General features: G+C 33.1%; 25 protein-coding genes. 4 read left to right on the top strand and 21 right to left on the bottom strand.

Going from position 1 to position 26588, the window contains the following annotated elements:
- Nucleotides 1–76: 76 nt before the first annotated feature.
- The 16 genes from proC to lon all read right to left on the bottom strand — a co-directional run bounded on the left by proC (nt 77) and on the right by lon (nt 18963).
- A complete protein-coding gene (gene proC, locus EXD82_RS01625) occupies nt 77–880 on the bottom strand; it encodes a pyrroline-5-carboxylate reductase (protein ID WP_142535176.1) in 804 nt (267 codons plus the stop codon).
- A gap of 202 nt (nt 881–1082) precedes the next feature.
- On the bottom strand, nt 1083–3449 hold the full coding sequence (gene hypD, locus EXD82_RS01620) for a trans-4-hydroxy-L-proline dehydratase (RefSeq protein WP_142535175.1): 2367 nt from the start codon (nt 3447–3449) through the stop codon (nt 1083–1085).
- Between the two features lie 3 nt (nt 3450–3452).
- On the bottom strand, nt 3453–4364 hold the full coding sequence (locus EXD82_RS01615; RefSeq protein WP_142535174.1) for a trans-4-hydroxy-L-proline dehydratase activase: 912 nt from the start codon (nt 4362–4364) through the stop codon (nt 3453–3455).
- 427 nt (nt 4365–4791) lie between these two features.
- Entirely contained in the window at nt 4792–5862 is a 1071-nt protein-coding gene (gene htrA, locus EXD82_RS01610) for a serine protease HtrA (protein WP_142535173.1), read from the bottom strand.
- Nucleotides 5863–6072: 210 nt separating this feature from the next.
- On the bottom strand, nt 6073–7704 hold the full coding sequence (locus EXD82_RS01605) for a Na/Pi cotransporter family protein (protein ID WP_142535172.1): 1632 nt from the start codon (nt 7702–7704) through the stop codon (nt 6073–6075).
- A 110-nt stretch (nt 7705–7814) separates the two neighbouring features.
- Nucleotides 7815–9413 (bottom strand): NAD(P)/FAD-dependent oxidoreductase, encoded by a 1599-nt coding sequence (locus EXD82_RS01600; protein ID WP_142535171.1) that lies wholly within the window; start codon nt 9411–9413, stop codon nt 7815–7817.
- Between the two features lie 98 nt (nt 9414–9511).
- Nucleotides 9512–9880, bottom strand: a complete 369-nt coding sequence (locus tag EXD82_RS01595) for a hypothetical protein (RefSeq protein WP_142535170.1) — start codon at nt 9878–9880, stop codon at nt 9512–9514.
- A gap of 77 nt (nt 9881–9957) precedes the next feature.
- Entirely contained in the window at nt 9958–10977 is a 1020-nt protein-coding gene (locus EXD82_RS01590) for a YecA family protein (RefSeq protein ID WP_142535169.1), read from the bottom strand.
- A gap of 89 nt (nt 10978–11066) precedes the next feature.
- Nucleotides 11067–11669: a hypothetical protein gene (locus EXD82_RS01585; RefSeq protein WP_142535168.1), complete on the bottom strand. Its 603-nt coding sequence runs from the start codon at nt 11667–11669 to the stop codon at nt 11067–11069.
- Nucleotides 11670–11684: 15 nt separating this feature from the next.
- Nucleotides 11685–12137 carry a hypothetical protein gene (locus EXD82_RS01580; protein WP_142535167.1) on the bottom strand — a complete coding sequence of 151 codons (453 nt, stop codon included), beginning with the start codon at nt 12135–12137 and terminating at the stop codon, nt 11685–11687.
- Nucleotides 12134–13000 carry a type IV pilus biogenesis protein PilM gene (locus tag EXD82_RS01575; RefSeq protein ID WP_142535166.1) on the bottom strand — a complete coding sequence of 289 codons (867 nt, stop codon included), beginning with the start codon at nt 12998–13000 and terminating at the stop codon, nt 12134–12136. The genes EXD82_RS01580 and EXD82_RS01575 overlap by 4 nt, the downstream gene beginning before the upstream one ends.
- A 35-nt stretch (nt 13001–13035) precedes the next feature.
- Nucleotides 13036–13470, bottom strand: coding sequence for a prepilin-type N-terminal cleavage/methylation domain-containing protein (locus tag EXD82_RS01570; RefSeq protein ID WP_246081984.1), 435 nt, complete (start codon nt 13468–13470; stop codon nt 13036–13038).
- Nucleotides 13471–13486: 16 nt separating this feature from the next.
- The gene (locus EXD82_RS01565; RefSeq protein WP_142535165.1) at nt 13487–14557 is read right to left on the bottom strand and encodes a type II secretion system F family protein; all 1071 of its coding nucleotides are present in this window, start codon (nt 14555–14557) and stop codon (nt 13487–13489) included.
- On the bottom strand, nt 14529–15833 hold the full coding sequence (locus EXD82_RS01560; RefSeq protein WP_142535164.1) for a GspE/PulE family protein: 1305 nt from the start codon (nt 15831–15833) through the stop codon (nt 14529–14531). Before EXD82_RS01560 ends, EXD82_RS01565 begins: the two co-directional genes overlap by 29 nt.
- Before the next feature lie 154 nt (nt 15834–15987).
- Entirely contained in the window at nt 15988–16599 is a 612-nt protein-coding gene (yihA, locus tag EXD82_RS01555; RefSeq protein WP_174919127.1) for a ribosome biogenesis GTP-binding protein YihA/YsxC, read from the bottom strand.
- A 15-nt stretch (nt 16600–16614) separates the two neighbouring features.
- Nucleotides 16615–18963 carry an endopeptidase La gene (gene lon, locus EXD82_RS01550; RefSeq protein WP_142535163.1) on the bottom strand — a complete coding sequence of 783 codons (2349 nt, stop codon included), beginning with the start codon at nt 18961–18963 and terminating at the stop codon, nt 16615–16617.
- Nucleotides 18964–19197: 234 nt separating this feature from the next.
- On the opposite strand from lon, the gene EXD82_RS01545 reads away from it, so the two are divergent.
- From EXD82_RS01545 to EXD82_RS01530, 4 genes are all read left to right on the top strand, one after another.
- Complete coding sequence (locus EXD82_RS01545) at nt 19198–19710, top strand: chromate transporter (RefSeq protein WP_142535162.1); 513 nt, start codon at nt 19198–19200, stop codon at nt 19708–19710.
- Nucleotides 19698–20225 (top strand): chromate transporter, encoded by a 528-nt coding sequence (locus EXD82_RS01540; RefSeq protein ID WP_142535161.1) that lies wholly within the window; start codon nt 19698–19700, stop codon nt 20223–20225. The genes EXD82_RS01545 and EXD82_RS01540 overlap by 13 nt, the downstream gene beginning before the upstream one ends.
- A gap of 184 nt (nt 20226–20409) precedes the next feature.
- Entirely contained in the window at nt 20410–20805 is a 396-nt protein-coding gene (locus tag EXD82_RS01535) for a hypothetical protein (RefSeq protein WP_142535160.1), read from the top strand.
- Between the two features lie 269 nt (nt 20806–21074).
- Nucleotides 21075–21290 carry a hypothetical protein gene (locus tag EXD82_RS01530; protein ID WP_142535159.1) on the top strand — a complete coding sequence of 72 codons (216 nt, stop codon included), beginning with the start codon at nt 21075–21077 and terminating at the stop codon, nt 21288–21290.
- A 50-nt stretch (nt 21291–21340) separates the two neighbouring features.
- On the opposite strand, the gene clpX is transcribed toward EXD82_RS01530, so the two are convergent.
- From clpX to rph, 5 genes are all read right to left on the bottom strand, one after another.
- On the bottom strand, nt 21341–22579 hold the full coding sequence (clpX, locus tag EXD82_RS01525; RefSeq protein ID WP_142535158.1) for an ATP-dependent Clp protease ATP-binding subunit ClpX: 1239 nt from the start codon (nt 22577–22579) through the stop codon (nt 21341–21343).
- Nucleotides 22580–22594: 15 nt separating this feature from the next.
- On the bottom strand, nt 22595–23179 hold the full coding sequence (clpP, locus tag EXD82_RS01520; RefSeq protein ID WP_142535157.1) for an ATP-dependent Clp endopeptidase proteolytic subunit ClpP: 585 nt from the start codon (nt 23177–23179) through the stop codon (nt 22595–22597).
- Nucleotides 23180–23275: 96 nt separating this feature from the next.
- A complete protein-coding gene (tig, locus tag EXD82_RS01515) occupies nt 23276–24559 on the bottom strand; it encodes a trigger factor (protein WP_142535156.1) in 1284 nt (427 codons plus the stop codon).
- 125 nt (nt 24560–24684) lie between these two features.
- Nucleotides 24685–25155, bottom strand: a complete 471-nt coding sequence (locus tag EXD82_RS01510; protein WP_142535155.1) for a metallophosphoesterase — start codon at nt 25153–25155, stop codon at nt 24685–24687.
- Entirely contained in the window at nt 25155–26504 is a 1350-nt protein-coding gene (gene rph / locus EXD82_RS01505) for a ribonuclease PH (RefSeq protein ID WP_142535154.1), read from the bottom strand. Before rph ends, EXD82_RS01510 begins: the two co-directional genes overlap by 1 nt.
- Nucleotides 26505–26588: the final 84 nt, after the last annotated feature.

Raw genomic sequence — 26588 nt, 5'->3', positions numbered from 1 at the left:
TTAAAACAGTTTTTAAAATAAAAAGAACACCGATATTCTTCGGTGTTCTCTGTTTATTATAATGTAATTTTATTTATTATTTACTTAACTCTATAGATTTTTTAGTACATTCATGTATAGCTTCTATAACAGCCGCTCTAAGTCCCTTTTCTTCAAGAACCTTAACAGCCTCTATAGTTGTTCCTGCTGGAGAACAAACCATATCTTTTAATGCACCTGGATGCATTCCTGTTTCCATTACCATTTTAGCTGATCCTAAAACAGTCTGTGCAGCAAATTTATAAGCCTGTGGTCTTGGCATTCCCTCAAGAACTGCAGCATCTGCCATAGCTTCTATAAACATAAATACATATGCAGGACCTGATCCACTTACACCTGTTACAGCATCTATAAGTTTTTCAGTAACTATTTCAGCTTCACCAAATGATTCAAATATTTTCTTAACTTCATCAAGTTCCTCAGCTGAAACATTTTTATTTGAACATATACCTGCCATTCCTTCTCCTACAAGAGCTGGAGTATTAGGCATTATTCTTACTATTTTTTTATCTGAACCGAATATTTCTTCAAGCTGACATATCTGCTTTCCTGCAGCTATAGATATTATAAGCTGATCTTCTCTTACAAGTTCTGCAAGTGGTTTTAATGCAGGTGCAACTATATGTGGTTTTAATGCTATTATAAACGCATCACAGTTTTTTATAACGTCTGCTGAATCTGTTGTTACATTTACACCGTGTGCTTCTTTTACTTTATCAAGAGCAGCCTGACTTAAGTCTGCAACTGTTATATCTTCAGATTTTAGAAGTCCTGCTTTTATTATACCTCCAAGCATGGCACTTCCCATGTTTCCTCCACCTATAAATCCTAGTGTTTTCATAATCAAATCCCCCTATGCTTTAATTTATGTACTATGTTTTAATATTTACAATTATTATTATATATCTTATATGTAATCTTGTATAATACACATTTTTTATTGTTTATATACTATTTTGTTTAACTTTTATCATATATTTTAAAGTATTACAGGAGATAGAATATTCTATCTCCCGTAATTTGAGGTAAAGTTATTATCATTATTAGAATGTCTGCTCTGTTCTTGCGATTATCTCATCCTGTAATGCTCTACTTAGGTTGTTGAAATGATCGCTGTATCCTGCAACCCTAACTATAAGGTCTTTGTATTCATCAGGATTTTTCTGTGCTGCTAAAAGAACATTTTTATCGAATACGTTGAACTGTATATGATGTCCATCCATATTGAAGTATGATCTTATTAGGTTTGCCATATTATCAAGACCTTCTTCACCCTGTACAACTGATGGTGCGAATCTCTGGTTTAGAAGTGTTCCTCCAGTTTTTAGGTGGTCCATCTTAGCACAAGATTTTATAACTGCTGTAGGTCCGTTAGTATCTCCACCTTTTTCTGGTGATATACCTTCAGATACAGGTTTTTCTGCAAGTCTTCCGTTTGGAGAAGCACCCATTACTTCACCGAAGTATACGTGGCAAGTTGTTGGTAGCATGTCTACTCTGTAGTGTCCTCCATTTACTGTAGGTCTTCCTGTAACTTCGCTGTAGTAAGTATTGAATACATCTTTCATTATTTCATCTGCATAATCGTCGTCATTTCCGTATTTTGGAGTTTTGTTTTTAACCATGTTAAGCTCAGCTTCATATCCTTCGAAGTTTGCTTCCATAGCTTTTAACATTGTATCCATATCGAATTTCTTCTTGTCAAATACGTTGTATTTTATAGCAGCTAAACTGTCTGTTATTGTTCCTATACCAACACCCTGTATATATCTAGTGTTGTATCTTGCTCCACCTCTCTGGTAGTCTTTTCCTTTTTCTATACAATCGTCAACTATTGATGACATTAGAGGACAAGGCATGTGTTCAGCACATATTTTTTCTATTACTGCATTTCCTCTGACTTTTACATCTACCATGTAATGAAGCTGTTTTTTGAATGCATCAAATAGTTCTTCATAAGTTTTGAATTCTCTTGGATCTCCAGTCTGAAGACCTATCTGTTTTCCTGTATATTTATCAAATCCATTGTTTAGAGTTATTTCAAGTATTTTTGGTATATTCATATATCCAGTAAGAACATATGCCTCTTTACCGAAGCATCCTGTTTCAACACATCCACTTGTTCCTCCAAGTCTTGCATCAACTACAGTCTTACCAGCTTCAAGCTGTTCCTGTATTATTGCTTCTGTGTTGTAGAATGCAGGCTGTCCCCAACCTTTTCTAGATATTTCACATGCTCTTTTTAGGAATTTCTGAGGAGTTTTTCTACTTATCTGAACGTTTGAACTTGGCTGTACAAGTTTCATTTCATCCATTACATCAAGTATTATATAACTTACATCGTTTACTCCATCCTGTCCGTCTGGTCTTATACCACCAGTGTTTATATTTACGAAGTCAGTATAAGTTCCACTTTCTTTTAATGTTATACCTACTTTTGGAGGTGCTGGCTGGTTGTTGAATTTAACCCACATACACTCTAAAAGTTCCTGTGCTCTTTCTCTTGTAAGTATTCCATCTTCTACATCTTTTTCATAGAATGGGTTAAGATGCTGGTCAAGTCTACCTGGAGAGAATGCATCCCAAGTGTTTAACTCAGTAGTTATACCTATATGTACAAACCAGTACATCTGTATTGCCTGATGGAAAGTTTTTGGTGCATGAGCTGGTACAACATCACAGTTTTCAGCTATTAATAATAAATCTGCTTTTTTCTGCTCATCATCAGTTTCAGAAGCCATTTTTCTTGCAAGTTCTGCATATCTTTTTCCTAATATTGCCATAGCTTCACAGCTTATTGCCATAGCTTCAAGGTCTGTTTTCTTTTCATATGCTTCCGGATCGTTAAGGAAGTCAAGTTCTGCTATTCTCTTTTCTATATCCTCTTTTAATTCAAGGAATCCTTTTCTATATATTATATCTCCACAAACTGTATGTCCTGGAGCTCTCTGCTCCATGAACTCTGTGAACATACCTGCTGCATAGGCATTTTTCCACTCTTCAGTCATGGCATTAACTATTTTCTGTCTTGTCTGTCTGCCTTTCCAGTAAGGTATTATAACTTCTTCCTGTATTTTCTTGTCTTCTTCTGTTACTTTAAAGTCAACAACATCTCTGTCGTTCATTATTTCCATATCTTCTATTGTATGACAGCATATTTCAGGATAAGTAGGAGCTGCCTGAGGAGTATCACCTTTTTCACCTACTATAAGTTCTCCATCTCCTATATAAAGAGTTCTGTTTTCTATATAGTGTTTAAATGAAAGTGCTCTAAGTACCGGCATCTCAACACTACCTTCATATTTTTTATACGCTTCTGTAAATAATAAAGCTCTTTCTATAGATATATGTGGTTTTGTTGTAACACTTTCTTCTCTAAGTTTTTTGGTTCTTTCAAATGTACCTCTCATTTCTTATCCTCCTATCTTTACATTACTGAAATTATTTTTTTCGAAAAGCGATTTTATCTCATCCATTTTGTCATCTGAAGGTTTCTCAAATGCTTCACCTTCGTAATTCATATAAAGCTTAGTATATTTATGCTTTCCTATATCATGATATGGTAGAAGATTTACAGCCTTTATATTAAGACCTTTTAAAACTTCTATCATTTTCATAACTTCTTCATTGTCGTCATCGACATTTACACCAACTATAAGTGGTATTCTTATATTTATATAAGCTCCGTTGTCACTTAGGAACTTCAGATTTTCAAGTATTTTTTTATTTGATTTACCTGTAAATTTTATATGTTTTTCATCGTCTATAAGTTTCATATCATAAAGGAATCTATCCGCATATTTCATTATTCTTTCATAGTTTTCCTTTGGAGCATATCCACATGTGTCTATCGCTACATCTATTCCTTTATTGTGGCATCCTTCAGCAAGTGCACATACAAAATCCATGTCCTGTGCCATTACTTCTCCTCCTGAAAGAGTAACTCCACCGCCTGATTCCTCATAGAACATTCTGTCCTTTTCTATCATTTTTAGAAGTTCTTTTACTGTATATTCGTCACCAACTATTTCTCTTGCATTGTTTATACAGTAATCAAGGCATGTTTCACATAACTCGCATTTATTTTTGTCAAGTCCTACAGTTCCATTTTCAGATATTATCGCATCATGAGGACATATCTGTATGCATCTTTCGCATCCACTGCATCTTTCCCGGTTGTATAAAACTTCTTTTGTATATCTCTGGCTTTCAGGGTTGTGACACCATACACACTCAAGTGGACATCCCTTAAAGAATACTGTACTTCTTATACCAGGTCCGTCATGTATGCTGCACTTCTGAAAATTAATAACTAATGGTTTCATTATATGCATCTCTCCCATAAATAAAGCGTGTTAATTTAACAATTATCTTAAACGTATTTATATATTAAATACTTAGATTATCGGCTATATATTTTCTCTATAATTAGATTAGCTGTATTTATATATTACAAATTTTTCACTTATAAACAGTGTATTTAGCTTTTTATTATATAGAATAATAACCATTTAGCTTTACTTTTATTTTTATGTTTAAATTTTATCATATATATTTTTTTGAGTCTATATCGTTTTCACAACCTGCAATACAAGTATTATATTGTTTTTTTGTTATCAATACATAAATTTTATTGATTGTATTTGAAGAAGGATTTTTTGATATGTATATTGAATTATATATAGGTTATCGTTTTCCTTATTATAAATAAAAAGACACACTTTAAAGTGTGTCCATTTATATTATCTATTATTAAAACTGTACATTTACTTTTGTTTCCTTACCATTTCTTAGAACAGTTATCTCTGCTTTATCTCCAGAACTGTATCCGTATAAAGCTTTTGTAAGATCACTCATACCTGTAATCTCTGTATCTCCAACTTTTGTTATTATATCACCAGTTCTAAGTCCTGCTTTTTCAGCTGAAGATCCTGATACAACCTCTGCAACATATACTCCTGAATCACCTTCAAGATCCTGTCCTAAAGCCTGTTCATAACTTTCTAAATCAGTTCCTTTTATTCCTAGAGTAACTTTTTCATAGTCACCTGTTTTGATTACTTCATTTACTATCTCTTTGGCTGTATTTATAGGTATTGCGAATCCAAGACCTTCACCCTGAGATGCTTTTGCTGTGTTTATTCCTATTACCTCGCCTTTTTCATTTAGAAGAGGTCCTCCACTGTTTCCTGAGTTTATACTTGCATCAGTCTGCATTAATCCTGTCATATTTGCCTGCTCTGTACTTATTGTTCTGTCAAGTCCACTTATTATACCCCGTGTAACACTCTTCTGAAGGTCAAGTCCAAGAGGGTTTCCTATTGCTATTGCTATATCTCCTACCTGAACCTGGTCACTGTCACCAAGATCTGCTGCAGTAAGCCCCGTTTTATCAACTTTTACCATTGCAAGGTCAAGCTGTGCATCATGCCATATAACTTCACCTGACATATCTGAACCATCATTGAAAAGTACATTTACGCTTGTAGCTTCTCCATCTGATACGACATGAGAGTTTGTAAGTATATATCCATTTGAATCAACTATTATACCTGTACCTACACCTTCTGTTTCCTGTGGTATTGCAAACATATTATCCTGACTTACACTTGTAGTCGTTATACCTACAACTGAAGGTGTCGCTTTTTTTGCAACTGCCTGATATACGTTCCGTGCTGTATCTCCATCAACAACTATTTCACTTGATGATCCTGATCCACCTATTACATCTTTCATTACAAGCATCGTAGCCGAACTTCCAAGTACTGATCCAAGTACTGCAACCGCAACTATTAATCCAATTCCATTCTTTTTAAATTTCATATATGTCATCTCCGTTTCTATTATTATTTATCCCTTTTATCTGAGGTGTTCTCTTACCTTATGATGTTATTATATTATCCATTTCTTAATTAAACCTTTACAGCAAAATATTTATACAAAAATATTTTACTTCAGATTCATATACAATTATCCATAAAAAATCCACTGCAAAACGCTATAAAGCGAATTGCAGTGGCTTTTTTCTACTTATTATTTTATTTTATATTCATTCTGAGATATTACTCTTCTTGCTATATTTACAGAGTGATCTGATACTCTTTCAAGACTTGTTATTATATCAAGGAATACAACACCATTATCTATACTGCATAGATTGTTGTTAAGTCTGTACATATGACCTGCCCTACATGTTTTTTCCATCATATCTACATTTTCCTCTATCTGAAGAACCTTATATGCAAGATTTATATCGTCATTTTTAAGCGCCTCAAGCGAATACTTATATGCTGAAATTACACTTGAATATATTTCCTCCAGCTGCTCTTTTCCCTGAGCAGAAAAATCCAGGTCAGTATCTATTGCCACTTTTGAAAGCTCAGCTATATTTTTAGCATAATCCCCTACCCTTTCAATATCATTTACAGTATTGAAAAGATTATCTACAACCTCTCTTGAATCATCATCAAGAGCTGTTTTTGAAAGTTTTAGAAGATAATTAAGTATAGCTTTCTGAAGTGTATTTACTATTTCCTCTTTTTCAAAAACCTTATCTATTCTATGTTCTGATTTTTCAAGAAGTGCAGCTATAGATGAATCCAGACTTTCTTTGGCTTTATTTCCCATTCTTAAAGTTTCCTTCATTGTATTCGCAAGAGCTATAGAAGGAGTTTCAAGCATTCTGTCATCAAGATATTTAACTGTTTTCACTTCATCATCGTCTGTATCACCTTTTTTATCAGGTATTATCTTCATAGATAATTTGATTATAAGTTTATTGAAAGGCAGAAGGAAAATAACTGATATTATGTTGAATAGAGTGTGAGTATTTGCTATCTGTCTTGCAACATTTCCCGGATCCAGTTTTGTAACAAGTGCTACAACCGGAGCATTAAGGAATATAAGGAATAATATTGTTCCTATTACATTGAAGATAAGGTGCATCACAGCAGCTCTTTTCGCATTTTTATTAGCCCCTATACTTGATAAAAGTGATGTTACACATGTACCTATATTCTGACCATAAAGTATTGGAAGTGCAGCAGATAACGGTATAAGTCCCTCAGCTGCTATCGCTACAAGCATACCCATAGATGCACTTGAACTCTGAACAATAGCTGTTATACCAAATCCAAGTAAAAGACCTAGTAGAGGATATTTACCAAATGATATAAGCATATCATTGAATCCCTGATAATTTTTAAGAGGCTCTACCGCATCTTTCATAAATTCCATACCTGTAAAAAGCATACCGAAACCTATAAGTATTTCTGATATATGCTTTATTTTAGGATTTTTACTGAACATATATAAAACTATACCTACTCCCAGAGCAACCGGAGCCATTCCCGTAAGGTCAAAAGATACAAGCTGTGCCGTTACTGTTGTACCTATATTCGCACCCATTATTACTCCTATTGCCTGAGAAAGAGTCATTATTCCCGCATTTACAAATCCTACAACCATTACAGTAGTTGCACTTGAACTCTGTATTACAGCCGTTACAGCAGTTCCCACAAGAACTCCCATAAATATATTGCTGGTAAGAAGCTTTATTATATTTTTAAGCTTTGCTCCAGCTGACTTCTGAAGACCTTCTCCCATTAGATTCATTCCATAAAGGAAAAGTCCCAGTCCCCCCATAAGACCTATTACTATATTCAAAGTTTTTCCTCCTCCAATTATTTATTTATAAATACAGTCAGATGTCAGACATCCTATGATATTATAACTTGCTTCAAAAGGTTTTACAACTATATAAAGCAGTTATATACCTATTTTTCGGGACTGTATATTTCTATTATTTTTTCTGCACACTTTATGCCGTCAACAGCAGCTGTAACGATACCTCCTGCATATCCTGCACCTTCTCCACATGGATAAAGTCTTTCTGTATTTGATGATTCAAATGTATCCGGATTTCTAACTATTCTCACTGGAGCTGAAGATCTCGTTTCCACTCCTGTAAGCACCGCATCATACATATCAAATCCCTTAATTCTTTTTCCCATCATTTTTATTCCTTCTCTCATAGTCTCACACACAAAATCAGGAAGACATTCTGAAAGATTTGTAAAAGTAACTCCAGGAGAATACGATGGTTTTACATTTCCTGCTTTTTCAGAAGATTTATTTTCCAGGAAATCTCCAACAAGCTGTGCCGGTGCATTGTAGTTTTCTCCTCCAAGTCTGAATGCAAGTTTCTCATATTTCTTCTGAAACTCTATTCCTGCAAGCGGATCTGAGCTTCCAAAATCCTCTGGGTTTATATTTACTAAAAGAGCACTATTTGCATTTTCCTTATCTCTACTGTGCTCACTCATTCCGTTTGTAACAACTTCATTTTCTTCAGATGCAGATGCGATAACACTTCCCCCTGGACACATACAGAAGGTATAAGCTGTTCTGCCGTTTGATGTATGTTCTATAAGTCTATAGTCAGCAGCCCCAAGTCTTGGATGTGTATATAAATCACCATACTGAGATTTGTTTATCATTTCCTGTGGATGTTCTATTCTTGCACCTATTGCAAATGGCTTCTGAATTATTTCAACCCCTCTTTTATTCAGCATCCTATACGTATCTCTTGCACTATGGCCTACAGCCAGAATAACTGCCTCTACATCATATTTTTCTGTTTCATTTATATATATGCTTTTTATTTTCCCAGATTCTATTTCAATATCCGTTACCTTTGAATTGAATCTTACTTCTCCACCGAGATTTATTATTTCTTCTCTTATATTTTTTACAACATCTTTAAGTATATCTGTTCCAACATGTGGTTTATGAGAATATAATATATCCTCAGGAGCACCATGCTCTACAAGTTCTCTGAGAACTTTTCTGCATCTTATGTCCTTTATTCTGGTTGTAAGTTTTCCATCAGAGAAAGTTCCCGCTCCACCTTCTCCAAACTGTACATTAGATTCAGGTTTGAATTTTCTGTTTTTCCAGAACTCAGACACATCTTTGCTTCTTGTATCAACATCAGCTCCTCTTTCAAGCATTAAAGGTTTATACCCTCTCTGTGCCAGAAGAAGAGATGCAAAAAGTCCGGCAGGTCCACTTCCTATTACTGCAATTCTTCCATTTAATTTCTTTTCTCCGCTTTCAACACCGATATATTCTTTCTGAGAAACAACAGAAACATCCTTTACTTTTCTCTTCAATATCTTCTGTTCATTTTCAAGCTCAACATCTACAGTATACACAAAATTTATCATTCCTTTTTTTCTTGCATCTATGGACTCCTTGTATATATTGTAGCTTTTAAGCTCACTTTCTTTTATACCAAGTTTTTTTACAAGCCTGTTTTTTACAGAAGATATATCATCATCTATTGAAAGTTTTATATTTGATACTCTTAACAATATTATCTTCCTCTCATAATGTATTTATATATAACACAGATAATGCCTGGCAGAATACTCTGTCAGGCATTTTTGTCTAAAGTATTTCAGATAGACCTTTATTTTTTCTTTGTTATAAGTCCTCTTATTACTTTCATGTTATTGAAAATCTTTTCGATAAAGTTTTCAGCTTCCTCATTGTCAAGAAGTGTTATCTTAAGATTTTCATCATCATCAATACCTTTTTCTCTGCAGTATTCCATCGCCATTGATACAAGTTCTTCTCTTTCTTCTTCAGATATCGAGAAATCTTTGTAATCTATTATTATATACTGCATAACATTAGATGAATGATCTTTGTTATAACCAATTTCTATATGATATATAACTGCATATAGATTTTCTCCATCTCTATATACAGGTACAGCCGGATTTGATTTTATAAAATCAGTAGCCACTGCAATCGAATTACCTAATCTAAGACTCATATTTATACCTCTTTCTAAAATCTATTGTTATATATTATTATACTATAAATAGACTTTCTTTTACATATAAATCAGCCTTAATTAGACGATTTAAGTTCTTTATATCTTTTACCAAGTGTACTTGGACTTATCTCGTATTTTTTAGATATCTGAGCCTGTGTTATATTTTCATCGGCTTCTTTTTTTACAAAATATTCTACTGCTGCCGCCCATCCATATTCAGAACCTTTTATTTCACTGTTTGATTCTTCATATGATTTCCATGTTTCTATACATTTTTCAAGACATTCTTTGTCAGCTATACTTTCAAGTATTGATACAACTGTATTATCCTTTGGTTCTTCCTTTTTCTGACCAGATTCATTTCTCATAGCTGCAGAACTTGCCTCATCAAGAAGCTGCTGCATATATCTGTAGAATATATATGTATGATATGAAAGGAAAAGCTTCATATTTGGACAGTCTTTTTCATACTGTTTAAACAGTCTGTTTATATCATTTACTATAAAGTCTTTTACATTTGCTATTATTTTTACAGTTATATCTATAAGAAGATTTACTCCACTTACTTCTACAACTCTCGCCATAAGACTTTCGCCTTCTACAAATCCATTAAGAAGTTTTGTCTCTTCTGTGTATAATTCTTCTCCTGTAAAACAGTCTTTTAAAAGTATCTTATCACTCTCTACTTTCATTACATCATATATACTTATATATGAATTTCCTATGCTCTGAAGTATAAGTTTTTCATTATTTGTAAGTTTTATTTCAGGATCGTTGTAGAATTTTGTAGCAATAACTTTTCCTGATTCAGTTATATGATCCTGCATATAATATGTTTCAAAGAATCTCTCAAATTTTATCTTAACTTCTTCGTTATCTAATATATAGAATATTTCTTCAGCTCTTTTGTATTCGTTTTTAAATTCTTCTTTTCTTGAATATGCATAAAGTTTTGCATATATTTCTGCATACTGTTTCTGTGCCTCTTTTAATCTTCTTTCATGTCTTTCCTTTTGAAGATCTTTATCCATACAGCAGTTTTTGTATTTTTTACCGCTTCCACAGTAGCATAAATCATTTCTTCCTGGTAACAATGTAGTCTTCACTCCTTTTTATTATTATTTTGAAGTACACAACTAATTATTTTACCATTATTTTACGATTCAGACTAGCCATATTTTTGTTATTTCCGGTTTATTTCTAGATTTATTCTACATTCATAGATATTTCCTTTGTTTTCAGATTCTGAATTCTTTTTATTATTCTTTTGTTTATCTGATTCTATTTTTACAGTATCCAAAGTATCTTTTTTATCCGGTTTATTTTCTTTGTCTGAATCATTCTTTTCATTTGAATTTTGATATGAATTTACCTTTGATATATCTATACTATATATACTTTCATTCATCCCCGAATTTTCTATTTTAGAGATTAAGGAAATAATCTCATCAGATTTTCCATTCAGTTTTATTTCTACAGTTTTTGAAGATGCTTCTCCTGATACCCCGGATTTATTTTCTATATATACAAGACCTTTTTCATTTCCTATTATTGAATTTAACTTTATTATATCGTCTTTTTTATACACCTGCTCTTTTGCTTCCTTCTTATAAAATCTTCTTTTGTTTGAACTTTCGGCTATTTTAATATCGTCTGATATGGTTACTTTTTCATATTCAAGCTCCGTTATTTTTTCTTTTAATGAAGATATTACAGTTATGTTCAAAATTGCAAAAGCTAAGATAAAAAATATTGTTAGATATAATTTTTTCCTTGATATCTTCATAAATATATACCTTTCTTATTTCGATATTTCAAAATAGTATGCGTGTCCATCTCTTTCTATTTTATCAACCTGAGAACCATGCATAATTTTTTTCTTTCTGAAATTCTCAATCTGATCCGTACTGCTGCAGTTGCCTTTTACAACTAACGTATTCTGATCTATATAAAGTTTATTTATATCACAGCTCTCTGAATCAATAAGAATCTGCTTTATATCATCTGATTTTACGGATATACTTTTATCTTCATATATATAATTCGATTTAGTTTCCGACAAAGCTCTTTTTTCTGATTCTATAGATTCAGTTAATACATTTATTTTGTACATTCCATTCAATATAGAAAAAATAATATATATCGACATCAGTAAAAATATCATTGTATATGGATTTCTCAAGACTTTTTTATCATTACCTGTATTAAAATAATTCTCTATAATATATTTTGAGGTTCTTTTTTTAGTCTTCATCTATCTACTGCCATACCTATAATGTTTATATATCCAATATTATCCTCTGATTTTCCATATTTTTTTATTTTCACATCACAGTAACATTTTATCAATTTTATATTTGGATACTTTTCAAATAGATTTATTTTTCTATCTGATTTTCCATATACATATATCGAGTCTGATTTATCAAGTATGTTCCCAACCATATCTTCTTCAAATTCGTCATCCGATACGGTGTAACTTTCCACTATCCATCCGGAATCAGAACAGCTTATTACAATATCATTTTCTCGTATTTCTATATATGTTTCTCTATCTATGCTATTGTCATCTTTTCTATTCATATGTATTATTTTTCCTATTATGTCAAAATCTGCATTCAAAGTTCTTTTTTCAATACCAAGTCTATCGCATATCCTACTGAATAATTTCACATACTTTATTGGAAAAAGAACTGCCTGAACATCAGTATATTTTTCAAATCTTTTTTCTCTTCTAATATTCAAAATATATTTATTCCTAAGGTCTGGAATAAATTCCTCCAGTTCTATTTCGACCGCTTTCTTCAATCTGTCATCTTTAATTTCGGAATCTATCCGTATATTTCTCAGAATAACGTCCTTTTCCTGTATGCTTATATAAATCTCTGATATTTTTTCACTTCCAAGTTTAAGCTTTTCCCCGTCCATATATTTTACGATTTTATCTATATACATATCTTCAGATCTTTTTTCAATGAAGACTCTGGTTTCCAGATTATTTTCGATATATTTTTCAGATTCTATAACTATAGTATCTCCCACAAACTCAAAGAATATACATCTTATTCCTTTTTTCTCAACCAGAAAAGCCACTTTTATATTTTTTCTACCAAACATAATATTTTTATCTCCATTTTAAATTATTAGCATATTTATTCCTGTGCCTCGTTATCTTTTGGATAGAAAATCTGTTCATTCACTTTTATTGTAACACCTCTCTTTTCCGAATCCACTGTTATTTCAAATTTTCCGTCTACACTCTGTGGTTTAGGTACACTGTTGAGATATCCATCTTCTTTAAGTGATTCAACTGTCATACCGTCCATTTCTTTACCATCGATAGAAGCTATTATAGCTGCTGTTGCTATATTGGATGCATTTGTATAGTCAACATTTTTCTTTGCAGTCATCTCAGCTTTTCCATACTTTACAAGTGCTACACTTGCAAGTATTCCCAGTATAGTTACTACTATTATCATCTCGACAAGTGTAAATCCCTTTCTTTTTTTACCTGGAATAACTGATTTTTTTCCTGGACTGTTATATTTTGTACTACTTTCTTTTATCATCATTTTTTCATTTTTCATAATTGATCACTCCTTTTTATATTGATACAACTGCATCTATCATAGGTATAACAAGAGAAATAATAGATATTCCTATCACAAATCCTATAATTATTGTTATAGCTGGTTCTATGAATCTCATAGTTCTATCCAGTTTTATATCCAGCTCTGTTTCATAAAACTTATTTATATTCTTTAGACTTTCCTCAATAAATCCACTTTCTTCACCTGCTCTTATCATGGATATAAATATATCCGGAAATACATCCGCTATCTCAAGTGATTTTGAGAGACTGCTTCCACTTGAAAGATATCTTTTTGATATAGCCAGCTCGGATTTTATATTTCTGTTTCCCAATATGTCAGAAATTATATCCAGAGCATTTGATATAGGTATTCCGCTTTTCATCATTATATACATATTTCCTGAAAACTGTGCACAAAACCATAGTTTATTTATATCTTTAAGTATTGGAAGTTTTAATCTGATACTTTCAATAAATCCTTTATATACTTCTGTTTTCGACAAATATATAAATACAGAAAAAAGTATAAAAACAGAAAGTGGAATGATATAGATATTATTTTTTATGTATAAGGATCCCTTAAACATTATTTCTGTTATAAATGGTGTCTCTATCCCCTTTTGTTCAAATACAAAAGCAAAATTTGGAAGAACATAAATCATCATAAAAGACATTGATAAAAACAGCATTATTATAAGAATTATTGGATAAATAGCAACAGAGATTATCTTTCTTTTAATTTTCTCCTCTCTTTCATAATAATGAGCCATATCCTCGCATACCTTTTCTATATTCCCGGATTCCTCTCCACACTTTATCATTGCTGAAAAAAACTCTGAAAAAATTCCCGATGCTCTGATTGAGGATTCAAGAGAATTTCCTTCCTTGAGCCTTCTTATAATTATTTCAAACCCTTTCTTTATAGTTCCACGTTCACCCCTCATCAGTAGCTCAAATATACTTTCAATACTGTTTCCTGATCTGATAAGAATTGAAAGTCTTGTGCATATCATTTCCAATTCCCTGCTTTTAAGTTTTCTAGATATGTATTTCTCATTTATCCTGCTTAATACATCCTGCAATTATACATTCCTCCATATCTGTAGTTCCACTGCTTATTGCATCAAAACACGTTTTTTCAAATCCTATAAATTTATTGCCAGCCCGTTTTATTATCTTTTCCCGGTTCAATGATAGTCTTATCCGCTCTTTTATATTTTTATCTATAGCCATTATCTCGTATACTGCGGTTCTGCCTCTGTACTTTTTATTTTTAAACAAATTTTCCGTATCACTATTATTTAATTTTCTTACCAGTTTCTGCGCAATTATACCTCTCAAAGAAGCACTTATCATATATGGCTTTATCCCCATATCCTCAAGTCTTATTATCGCGGATACTGCATCCTCTGTATGAAGTGTGCTTATTACAAGATGTCCAGTTATAGCTGCTCTTACAGCAGTTTCAGCTGTCTCGATATCCCTTATTTCACCAACCATTATTATATCCGGATCCTGTCTTAATACTGATTTCAGGCATTCATTGAAGCCAAGTCCCTTTTTTCTGTTTATCTGTATCTGATTTATTCCGTCTATTCTATATTCAACTGGATTTTCAATTGTTGTTATATTTTTTTCATCGTCCATAAGTTCTTTTATTATTGAATATACAGTTGTAGTCTTACCGCTTCCTGTAGGTCCGCATACAAGAAACAATCCTTTTGATTGGGATGTTATTTCTCTTATCATAGATACAGCTTCTCTTGAAAAACCTATTTCGTTGATATTTCTCACAAATGAATTTCTGTTCAGCATTCTAAGTACAAGTTTTTCTCCGTTTACTGTAGGAATTGATGAAACCCTTATATCTATAAATCCATCCTCACAACTTTCATCCATTCTTCCATCCCGCGGTATTTTTCTTTCTGTTATATCCATACCTGCTCTCAGCTTTATATATGATACAAGCGAGGAACATTCTTTTTTTGATATTTTTTCCACTTTTATGAGCCTTCCGTCTATCCTGAACCTTATAAAACATTGTGATTCAAATGGCTCAATATGTATATCGCTTGCATCTTTTCTGTATGCGTTTTTTATTATTCTTTCATATAGTCTACCTATATATCCCTCCTCTTTTTCTGAAGTTTCATCCTTGTATCTGGATATTTTTTCATCAATTTCATCTCTCAATCCCTTTTTAAATATCGTTCTTTTCCCTGTAGCAGCAAGCATTTCCTGGGCTAGTTGAATATTCTCAGTTTCAATTTCAACAATTACAGTATCTTCAGTCTCATCAGAAACATAAGCTTTATAGTTTTGCGCTATCTTTTGTGCAACTTTTGATGTTTCTTTCATACGATTCCCCCTTTGCAGTTCATCTATTTATAGTATCGTCAAAAGATGGATTTTTATTCTGATTATGATAATAAAATATATATACAGCTGAATATTATAATTTCTGCAATAAAAAATACCCTGCGCCTAATTGCACAGGGTATTTTTTATTGTATTAGTCTACAGTTATTTCATATCCGTATTTCTGATACTGTTCAACTATTGTATTCCAGAGTTCCTCTATTCCGGTTTTCTTTGATGATGAAACAGGTATTATTTTTTCATCCTTTTCCATCTGAAGTTTCTTTCTTATTATACTCATATGTTTCTGATACTGACCTCTTGATATTTTATCTGCTTTTGTAGCTATTACAACACAGTCATATCCAAAATGTTTTATCCAGTCATACATCATCTTGTCATCATTTGTAGGTTCATGTCTGATATCTACCAGAAGAAATATTGCACAAAGCTCATCTCTATCGCTAAGATATCTTTCCATTATTTCTCCCCATTTATCCTTTTCAGACTTTGCAACCTTTGCATATCCGTATCCAGGAAGGTCTACAAAGAAAAATTCCTTGTTTATCAGATAAAAGTTAATTGTTCTTGTCTTTCCCGGTGTTGAACTTGTTCTTGCGAAATTTCTTCTGTTAAGAAGAGCATTTGTAAGAGATGATTTTCCAACATTTGATCTTCCTGCAAGTGCTATTTCCGGAAGTCCATCTACAGGATACTGAGACTGCTTCACAGCACTCATAGTTATTTCCGAACTTCTTATTTTCATATATATACTCCTTTCCTATACAAGAGCTTCTCTAAGGACATCGTCCATAGTTTCAACAAGGACAAATTCCATATCTTTTTTCACATTATCTGGTATTTCATCTAAATCTGCCTTACACTCTTCTGGAAGAAGTGCCTTTGTTATACCTGCTCTGTGAGCTGCAAGAAGTTTTTCCTTCACCCCACCTACTGCAAGTACTCTTCCTCTAAGTGTTATTTCACCTGTCATAGCTATATTTCCAGGAACTCCTCTTCCTGTAAGTGCTGATATTACAGCAAGTGCCATAGTTATTCCCGCAGAAGGACCATCTTTTGGTGTAGCTCCCTCCGGAAGATGTATATGTATATCCTTTGTTTTGTAGAAATCCTCTTCTATTCCAAGGCTGTCTGCAACTGATCTTATGTATGATATTGCAGTTCTTGCAGACTCTTTCATAACATCTCCAAGCTGACCTGTAAGTACGATTTCACCTTTACCTTTAAGTACATTTACTTCAACTTCAAGAGTAACACCACCTACAGCAGTCCATGCAAGACCTGTAACAAGTCCTACTCTAGGTTCCTCTTTTGCAAGGTCAAATCTGAATATTTCCTTTCCAAGGAATTTTTCAAGATCTTCAGCCTGTACATCATAACCTTCCATAGATGGATCTTCCACATATTTTCTGGCTACTTTTCTGCATACTTTACCTATTGTTCTTTCAAGTCCTCTTACTCCGGCTTCTCTAGTATAGTATGTAACTATTTTTTTCATAACTTCTTCATTTATAGTTACAAATCCTTCAGGAAGTGCATTTTCTTTTATCTGTTTTGAAAGAAGATATCTCTGAGCTATTTTTAATTTTTCCTCTTCTGTATATCCAGCAATTCTTATAACTTCCATTCTGTCAAGAAGCGGACCTGGTATACCATCAAGGCTGTTTGCAGTAGTTATAAATAGAACTTTTGATAAGTCAAAAGGTATTTCCATGTAGTGATCCACAAAATCCTTATTCTGTTCAGGATCAAGAACCTCAAGCATTGCAGATGCCGGATCACCTTTGTAATCTGAAGCCATTTTGTCTATCTCATCAAGAAGGAATACCGGGTTTTTTGTTCCTGCTTCCTTCATTCCATTTATAATTCTACCTGGTATAGCTCCTATATATGTTCTTCTATGACCTCTTATTTCAGCCTCATCTCTTACTCCACCAAGTGAAAGTCTTACAAACTGTCTTCCAAGAGATCTGGCAACAGATTTTACTATAGATGTTTTACCTACCCCTGGAGGTCCTACCAGACATATTATCGGTCCTTTTGGAGTTCTTGCAAGTTTTCTCACAGCAAGATATTCAAGTATTCTTTCTTTTACTTTATCAAGTCCATAGTGGTCTTCATTAAGTATAGCCTCTGCCTTTGCTATATCCAGTTTTTCTTTGCTCTCCTTGTTCCATGGAAGAGAGAATATAGTATTCAGATAGTTTCTGCTCACTGCTGAATCCGGAGATGCAGGAGACATTCTCTCAAATTTTTCTATTTCTTTCTGTATTTTTTCTTTTGTCGCTTTTGGAGCTTTCATTTTTACAAGCTGTTCTCTATATTTAAGAGCTTCTCCGCTTACATCCTCATCTTCTCCAAGTTCTTTCTGTATAGCTCTAAGCTGCTCTCTAAGGTAATAATCCTTCTGAACTTTATTCATCTGTCTTTTTACCCTTAGAGTTATCTTTTTCTCTATCTTCATTATTTCGATTTCTTCAAGAAGTATGCTGTATATAAGCTCCATTCTCTTTTTGACATCGAATTCTTCAAGTATTTCCTGTTTCTGTGTATTTTTCAGATATATATTTGCTGCGATTGTATCTACAACTCTTCCATAATCCTCTTCTTCAGAAAGAGATATCATCAGTTCAGGAGATATTTTATTTCCTATATTTATATAGTCCTCAAATACATTCATTACATTTCTTAAAAGAGCCTCTTCTTCTACATCTGTTTCTATTATTTCTTCTCCTTCTTCAGGCTCAATTTCTACAAGTTCCTCTACAACTGCTCTGTAGTATCCCTCATCATCAGATACTTCCTTTATTCTACCTCTTGAAAGTCCCTCTACCAAGACTCTTACAGCATCTCCAGGAAGCTTTATCATCTGTTTTATTTTTGATATTGTTCCTACATGATAGAACTCATCTTCATCCGGATCCTCTACTTCAGCATCCTTCTGAGATGTAAGGAATATCATCTCCTCATCAAGCATTGCTTCTTCAAGTGCTTTTAGAGATTTTTCTCTTCCTATATCAAAGTTAAGTATCATATATGGAAATATTGAAAGTCCTCTAAGTGGTATCAGAGGAAGTTCATGATCTATTGTCGTATATTTTTTGTTCATATCAGTTTTCATCTCCTTTTTATCAGAATTTTACTGCTTTTACTATTATATATTTACACTCTTCGTTTTTCAACACTCTATTTCCTATTATCTGTATTAAATTATCATTATATATCTAAAACAGATTTTTTTCAAGATTGCAGTTTTAATAGTAAGCATACATTCATACACTTGTTTTATATCCTTCAAATGTTATAATTAAACAATAGGCATCATATAAAGGAGGATTAGATTATGTTTAAACTGTTCCTTACGTTCTTTAAAATCGGAGCATTTACATTCGGCGGCGGATACGCAATGGTACCGCTTATACAGGAAGAACTTGTAAACAAGCAAAAGCTCGTTTCTGATGAAGAATTTATAGATTATCTATCTATAGCACAGAGTTATCCGGGGGTACTGGCTGCAAATATTTCAATACTTCTTGGGTATAGAATAAATGGAATACCTGGAGTTCTGGTATGTCTTTTGGGTTCTGTACTTCCTTCATTCTGTATAGTTCTCGTACTTTCGTATTTCTATTTCAAAAATTCATCTTCTTCCATACTTGATGGATTTTTCAGAGGGGTAAATCCGGTAGTAATAGCACTTATAGTATATTCGTTCCTGAAACTTCTGGAAAAACTTCCAAAAACTAAACGAAATGTAATTTTTCTTGTAATATCTACAGTGGCTGTAGCGTTTTTCCATATCAGCCCTATTTATATAATAATAGCTGGAGGTGTATATAGTTTATGTCTAAAATAGCACTTCTGTTTCTTATATTCCTAAAAGTAGGAGCATTCAGCTTCGGTGGTGGCTATGCAATGCTTCCTTTTATACAGCAGGAATTTATAAATACATACCACTTCATAACAAACAGAGAATTTCTTGACCTGCTTGCAATATCTCAGTCAACACCGGGACCTATAGCAATAAACAGTGCAACATTCGTAGGTTTCAAAACTGCAGGATTCTGGGGATCTCTTGCCGCATCCACAGGTGTTGTAATATTTTCTCTTGTAGGGCTTACAATCGTATCCCATCTGCTTGATAAGTTCAAAGAGAACAAGAGAATAGAAAATCTACTTATAGTCCTTAGACCTATAACAATGGGATTTATTCTTGCAGCTGCATTTTCTTCTGCAAAGGAAATTTCATGGGGACTATACGATATTGTAGCTTTTACAGTAGCCCTTGTTCTTCTAAAAACAAATAAAATCGGATCTATATCCATAATATTTGTATTTGGACTTATTGGAATACTGATGAGTATATTTTAGTTTTTTAATAAAAATTTTTCACAAAAAATTCATAATTCTGTTTTTTTCGAATAGAGTGTTGTATAATATAATTAATAAATACCCTTTTTATAAGAGGTGATTCCAATGCACAGGATTTTATATATCAGTAATCTAATATGGTAATTTAATAATTTACAGATATGCTAAAGAAGAGGTGTTCTGTATGCTAGACAAAAGAATAAAGCTAACGGAAAATTTTTTAAAAGTATTGTTACTTATTATAGTTGTAGTTATGGTATTTGTAGGTACATCTGATGATATAAATAACAATATAAGTATGCAACAAATAATCGAGTATTCAACAGAGGTAATGTCTATGTTCGCTTTTATTTGCCTAGGTTTTAGAAGACTTTATAAAAGTATAGATGATACATCTGAAACAATTCAAAAGGTAGATCATTACTGTAAGATAAGTTCAATTGGAGCCATTCTAATAACTTGTGTATTGATTTCTTTTACATCAATCAGTTTTTCTATAAAGACAGCTATATTGGTAATATATACTGTGGCTGTATTGATTTGGGGTAATATATTGAGAAAATCATTAAAAACTAAATAGATGAATATTCATGGTGCTATAGTACAAACACTTTTATGTGGTGTATAGTAGCACCTTTTTATTTTATATCTTATATTCTGAAAATAAAAATCAATTCTTAATTATTACACCACAAAATTAAGAATATACTAAGAATTCGTTAATAAGATTTACAGTATTGTCGTATTCAGCAGTTTGTATTTTATATTTTAAAGAAATAGTATATTATATAGACAAATATTAGAATGCAAAATATATTTCAAATAAAAATTTAGATAGGAGGTATCGTTGTGACAGATAAAAAAGCTATATGGAACTATGTTGTATTTTTATTTGATGGTATAAAGACCTATTCTTTTATAGGCATATTAAATATTGTTCTAAGAAAAGATGATAGACTTTTAGTATTTAATTCCTCTGAAAATATCATTTTGTCTGTATTTATATTTGGACTATGTTTATATCTTTTATATCCATATTATTTCAAAAAAGATAACAAAGCTTAATTAAAAAAGCTGTAGCAATGACATATTGTCAATACTACAGCTTTTATATATTACTCAGCATATATTATAGTCGGTTTTACATCGTCCTCTACTACAGATTCTTTTGTGACAATTACTTTTACCGCATTTTCCTCTGAAGGAACTTCAAACATAGTATCCATCATTATGCTCTCAACTATACTTCTAAGTCCTCTGGCACCAGTATTTCTCTCTATGGCTTTTTTTGCTATTTCTCTAAGTGCATCGTCCTCAAATTCAAGTTCGATTCCATCTATTTCAAATAGCTTTTTGTACTGTTTTACAAGTGCGTTTTTAGGTTCTTTAAGAATTGTAACAAGCGCCTCTTCATCAAGAAGATTTAGAGTAGCTATAACAGGTATTCTACCTATAAACTCAGGTATTATACCATATTTAAGAAGGTCTTCAGGAAGAACATTCTCGTATATCTTACCGATATCTATATCTTTTTTGCTCTCTATTTTTGCACCGAATCCAAGTGTTTTTTCGCTCGATCTTCTCTGTATTATCTGCTCAAGGCCGTCAAATGCACCACCTAGTATAAATAATACATTTGTAGTGTCTATCTTCAGGAATTCCTGATGAGGATGTTTTCTTCCACCCTGTGGAGGAACGTTGGCAACAGTACCTTCCAGTATTTTAAGAAGTGCCTGCTGAACACCTTCACCGCTTACGTCTCTTGTTATAGATGGATTTTCTGATTTTCTTGCTATCTTATCTATCTCATCTATGTATATTATTCCCTTTTCAGCTTTTTCTATATCAAAATCAGCTGCCTGTATAAGTTTAAGAAGTATGTTTTCAACATCTTCTCCTACATATCCTGCCTCTGTAAGTGCAGTTGCATCTGCCATTGCAAAAGGTACATTTAATGTTTTTGCCAGAGTCTGTGCAAGAAGAGTTTTTCCTGAACCTGTAGGTCCAAGAAGAAGTATATTACTCTTCTGTATTTCTACATCTTCATCTGTTTTTTTGTATATTCTTTTGTAATGATTATATACTGCAACAGAAAGTGCTTTTTTCGCCTTGTCCTGTCCTATTACATAATCATCAAGTATTTCCATCATTTCTTTTGGTTTTGGAAGTTCTCCGCTGTTTTCAGGCATTGAGCTTCCCTCTTCTATAGCTTCTTCATGTATTATCTCTTCACAAAGTTCTATACATTCATCGCATATATAAACATTAGGACCTGCTATAAGTCTTCTTACCTGATCCTGAGTCTTTCCGCAGAAAGAACATTTAAGCTGTTTTTTTTCTTCGTTTTTTGGCATTGGAACACCCCTCTCCTATAACGGCTTCTCTATAACCTCATCTATTAGACCGTAGGCTTTTGCTTCCTCCGGTTCCATAAAGTTATCTCTTTCTGTATCTGCCTTTATTCTTTCAAGTGGCTGTCCTGTTTTTTCAGCAAGTATCTGATTCATCTTTTCTTTTATTCTGATGATTCTCTTTGCATGTATTTCTATATCAGTAGCCTGCCCCTGAGCTCCACCTAAAGGCTGGTGTATCATTATTTCACTGTTTGGAAGAGAGTATCTTTTTCCTTTTGCTCCTGCTGCAAGAAGGAATGCTCCCATAGATGCAGCCATACCTATACATATAGTACTTACATCAGGTTTTATGTAGTTCATAGTATCGTATATAGCCATACCTGCAGTTATACTTCCTCCCGGTGAGTTTATATACAGGTGTATATCCTTGTCTGGATCTTCAGCCTCAAGAAATAGAAGCTGTGCAACTACAAGACCTGCTGTAGTGTCATCTACCTGATCCCCAAGAAATATTATTCTATCTTTAAGAAGTCTTGAGTATATATCGTATGATCTCTCTCCTCTTCCTGTCTGCTCGACAACATAAGGTACAAGTGCCATTATCTTATCCCCTTTCTGTAATTTTCCACATTTAATATAAGGCTGCCTACGATTATACTATCCCAGACAGCCCTATTTCAGATTAATCTCTCAATATTATACTAATTTAGCGTTTTCAACTAAGAAGTCTATAGTTTTTCTTATTTTTACCTGACCTGCTATGTCTTCTATATCTTCAGGTCTTAGGGCTTTTTTAACTTCTTCAGCTTCCATTCTGTACATTTCAGCCATTTTAGCTATTTCTGCATCAGTTTCTTCTTCTGAAGCTTCTATACCTTCAGCAGCACCTATAGCTTCAAGAACTAATGATCCTCTTACTATCTGCTCTGCATCTTCTCTTCTTTCGTCTTTTAATCCTTCTATAGATTTTCCTGTTATTTCAAGAAGCTGTTCCATCTGTAGTCCCTGAGACTGTAACTGGAATGCAAGCTCGTTCATCATTCTTGAAAGCTGAGCTTCTACCATAGTTTCTGGAGTTTCAAATTCAGCTTTTTCTGCAGCAAGTTTAACTATTTCATTTCTTACCTGGCTTTCTGCCATAGCTTCAGCTTCTTCTTCAAGTTTAGCTTTTATATCAGCTTTTAATTCAGCTAAAGTTTCGAATTCAGTTGTATCAGCTGCGAACTCGTCATTTATTTCTGGAAGTTCTTTAACTTTTATAGCGTTTATTTTAACTTCAAATTTAGCAGGTTTTCCAGCTAAATCTTCTCTTGCATATCCTTCTGGGAATGTTACGTTTACTTCTACTTCTTCATTTAGAGCTTTTCCTTTTAACTGATCTTCAAATGTATCTATGAAAGTATCAGATCCTATTGTTAATTCGTATCCTTCAGCGTTTCCACCTTCGAATTCCTTACCATCAACAAATCCTTTGAAGTCTATAGTTACTATATCTCCATCTTCAACAGTTCTCTCAACATCTACAAGTCTTGAGTTCTGCTCAGCCATTCTGTCAAGCTCAAGCTGTACAGTTTCATCAGTTATTTCAGCTACTTCTTTCTTAACTTCTAATCCTTTGTAGTCTCCTAATTTAACTTCCGGCTTAACTTCTACTTCTACAAGCATAACTAATCCGTTGTCTTCGCTTATTTCTTCAATATCTATAGATGGTCTTCCTATAGCTGCAACACCAGTTTCGTTAACTGCTTTTTCGAATACTTCTTCGAATATTGCATCTATTGCATCTCCGTAGAATATTCCTTTTCCGTAGTTCATTTCTATTATTTTTCTAGGTGCTTTACCTTTTCTGAATCCAGGTATATTGTATTTACCTTTTGTTTTCTTGTAAACTTTCTCTATCGCTTCGTTGAAGTTTGCATATTCAACAGCTATTTTTAAAGTAACTAAGTTACCTTCTCTTTTAAGTAATTCTGCTTTCATTTCTTAAAAATCCTCCCAATTAGTATCTTGTATTAATATTTTATGGACACTCTTAATCCATTATATCTACTATATAACCACTTTATTATATCATATAACTTTTTTTTAATACAACCCTCTGAGGTCTATATTTTAATTTCTTTTACGTTTATTTTTCCCTCTTTTATGTCAAGTATAACAAAGCCTCTATCACTTCCACCTCTGGGAAGAGCCATACTGCCTGGATTTATATATAAAATTCCATTTACTGTCTCTATATGTGTTACATGAGAATGGCCAAATACTGCTACATCAGCACCCATTCTTTCCGCCTTTGTCTGAAGCATATTCGTACCGTATTTCACATCGTATCTGTCTCCATGACATACAAAAAATTTCTTTCCTCCAGCTTCAAAGAAAAGCTCATCTTCAGCATCATCCCAGTCACAGTTTCCAACTACCGCAAGTACATTTACTCCAGTGGCATCATAAAGATATCTGGCATCTATATAATTGTCTCCTGCATGTATTATAAGGTCGCATTCTTCAAGATATGGAACTGCCTTGTCCATAAATCTGGTCATTCTGTGGGTATCACTTACTACACCTATTTTCATTATCTCACAACCCTTTTTATAAATTCTTCTCTCATTTTTTTAAGAGCATTTGCTCTGTGGCTTATTCTGTTTTTTATTTCCGGGTCTATTTCTCCAAATGTCATATCATATCCGTCTACAATAAACATATTATCATATCCGAATCCGTTTTCACCTTTTTCTTCAAAGGCTATTTTCCCTTCTACAGTTCCTCTTGCTGTAAATTCCTTTCCATCTGGAAGAACAACACCTATTGCACTTACAAATCTGGCAGTTCTTTCCTCCATAGGAATATCTTTCATGGCATCGAAAAGTTTAATTCTATTTTCTTCGTCAGTTGCATTTTCTCCTGCATATCTGGCTGAATATATACCTGGTTTTCCACCTATCGCATCTACAACAAGACCCGAATCATCAGCTATACATATTTTTCCTGTCAGCTTGGCTATTGTTCTTGCTTTTATAAGAGCGTTATGCTCAAATGTTTTTCCATCTTCAATTATTTCTATTCCATCGAGATTTACATCTTTCAGAGAATATATATTATAATCAAAGTCTTTCAGTATATCTCCTATTTCCTGAAGCTTGTGTTTGTTTCCAGTAGCTATTATAATATCCTTTCCATAGTCCATACCCATTACAGCATCTCCTATTTCAGGTATTGCAGCTCTCTGTATTTTTATAAGCTCTTTGTTTCCTTTTTCTCCAAGCTCAAGAAGTTTTACAAGTTCTGATTTTGTAAACGGACTTTCTTCTCCTGTTCCCTGAACTTCTACAAACTCCCCTCTGTCTGTCATTACGAAGTTCATATCGACCTGAGCTGATGAATCCTCTTCATAACATAAATCAAGTATCGGAGTTCCGTCAACTATACCTGCACTTATAGCAGATACAAAATTTCTTATCGGAAGATGTTTTATCTCCCTGTTTTCATATAGCTTATATATAGCCTGTGCAGCAGCCACAAATCCACCTGTTATAGAAGCAGTTCTTGTTCCTCCATCTGCCTGTATAACATCACAGTCTACCCATATAGTTCTTTCTCCAAGTTTATCAAGATCAACAACAGATCTTATTGCTCGTCCTATAAGTCTCTGTATCTCCTGACTTCTTCCATCTATTTTCCCCTTTACAGAGTCCCTTACTTTTCTCTGCTGTGTTGCTGAAGGTATCATGGAATACTCTGCATTTATCCAGCCTGTTCCTGTATTTCTAAGAAATGGCGGAACTTTCTCCTCTATAGTTGCAGTACATATAACTTTTGTCTCACCCATCTCTATAAGTACCGAACCGTCGGCATATTTAGTATATCCGGTAGTTATTTTTACCGGTCTTATCTCATCATTTGCTCTGTTTAGGCTTCTTTCCAAAAGAAACACCTCTCTTTCCTGTTACATACACTTATAATACTTTTCTTATGTGTTAATTTTATCATTCATAGACTCTTATTTCCA

The organism is Peptacetobacter hominis (assembly GCF_006861675.1).
GTDB classification, from domain to species: Bacteria; Bacillota; Clostridia; order Peptostreptococcales; family Peptostreptococcaceae; genus Peptacetobacter; species Peptacetobacter hominis.
The sequence above is the reverse complement of the archived record's forward strand: the minus strand, read 5'-3'. Positions and strand labels throughout refer to the sequence as shown.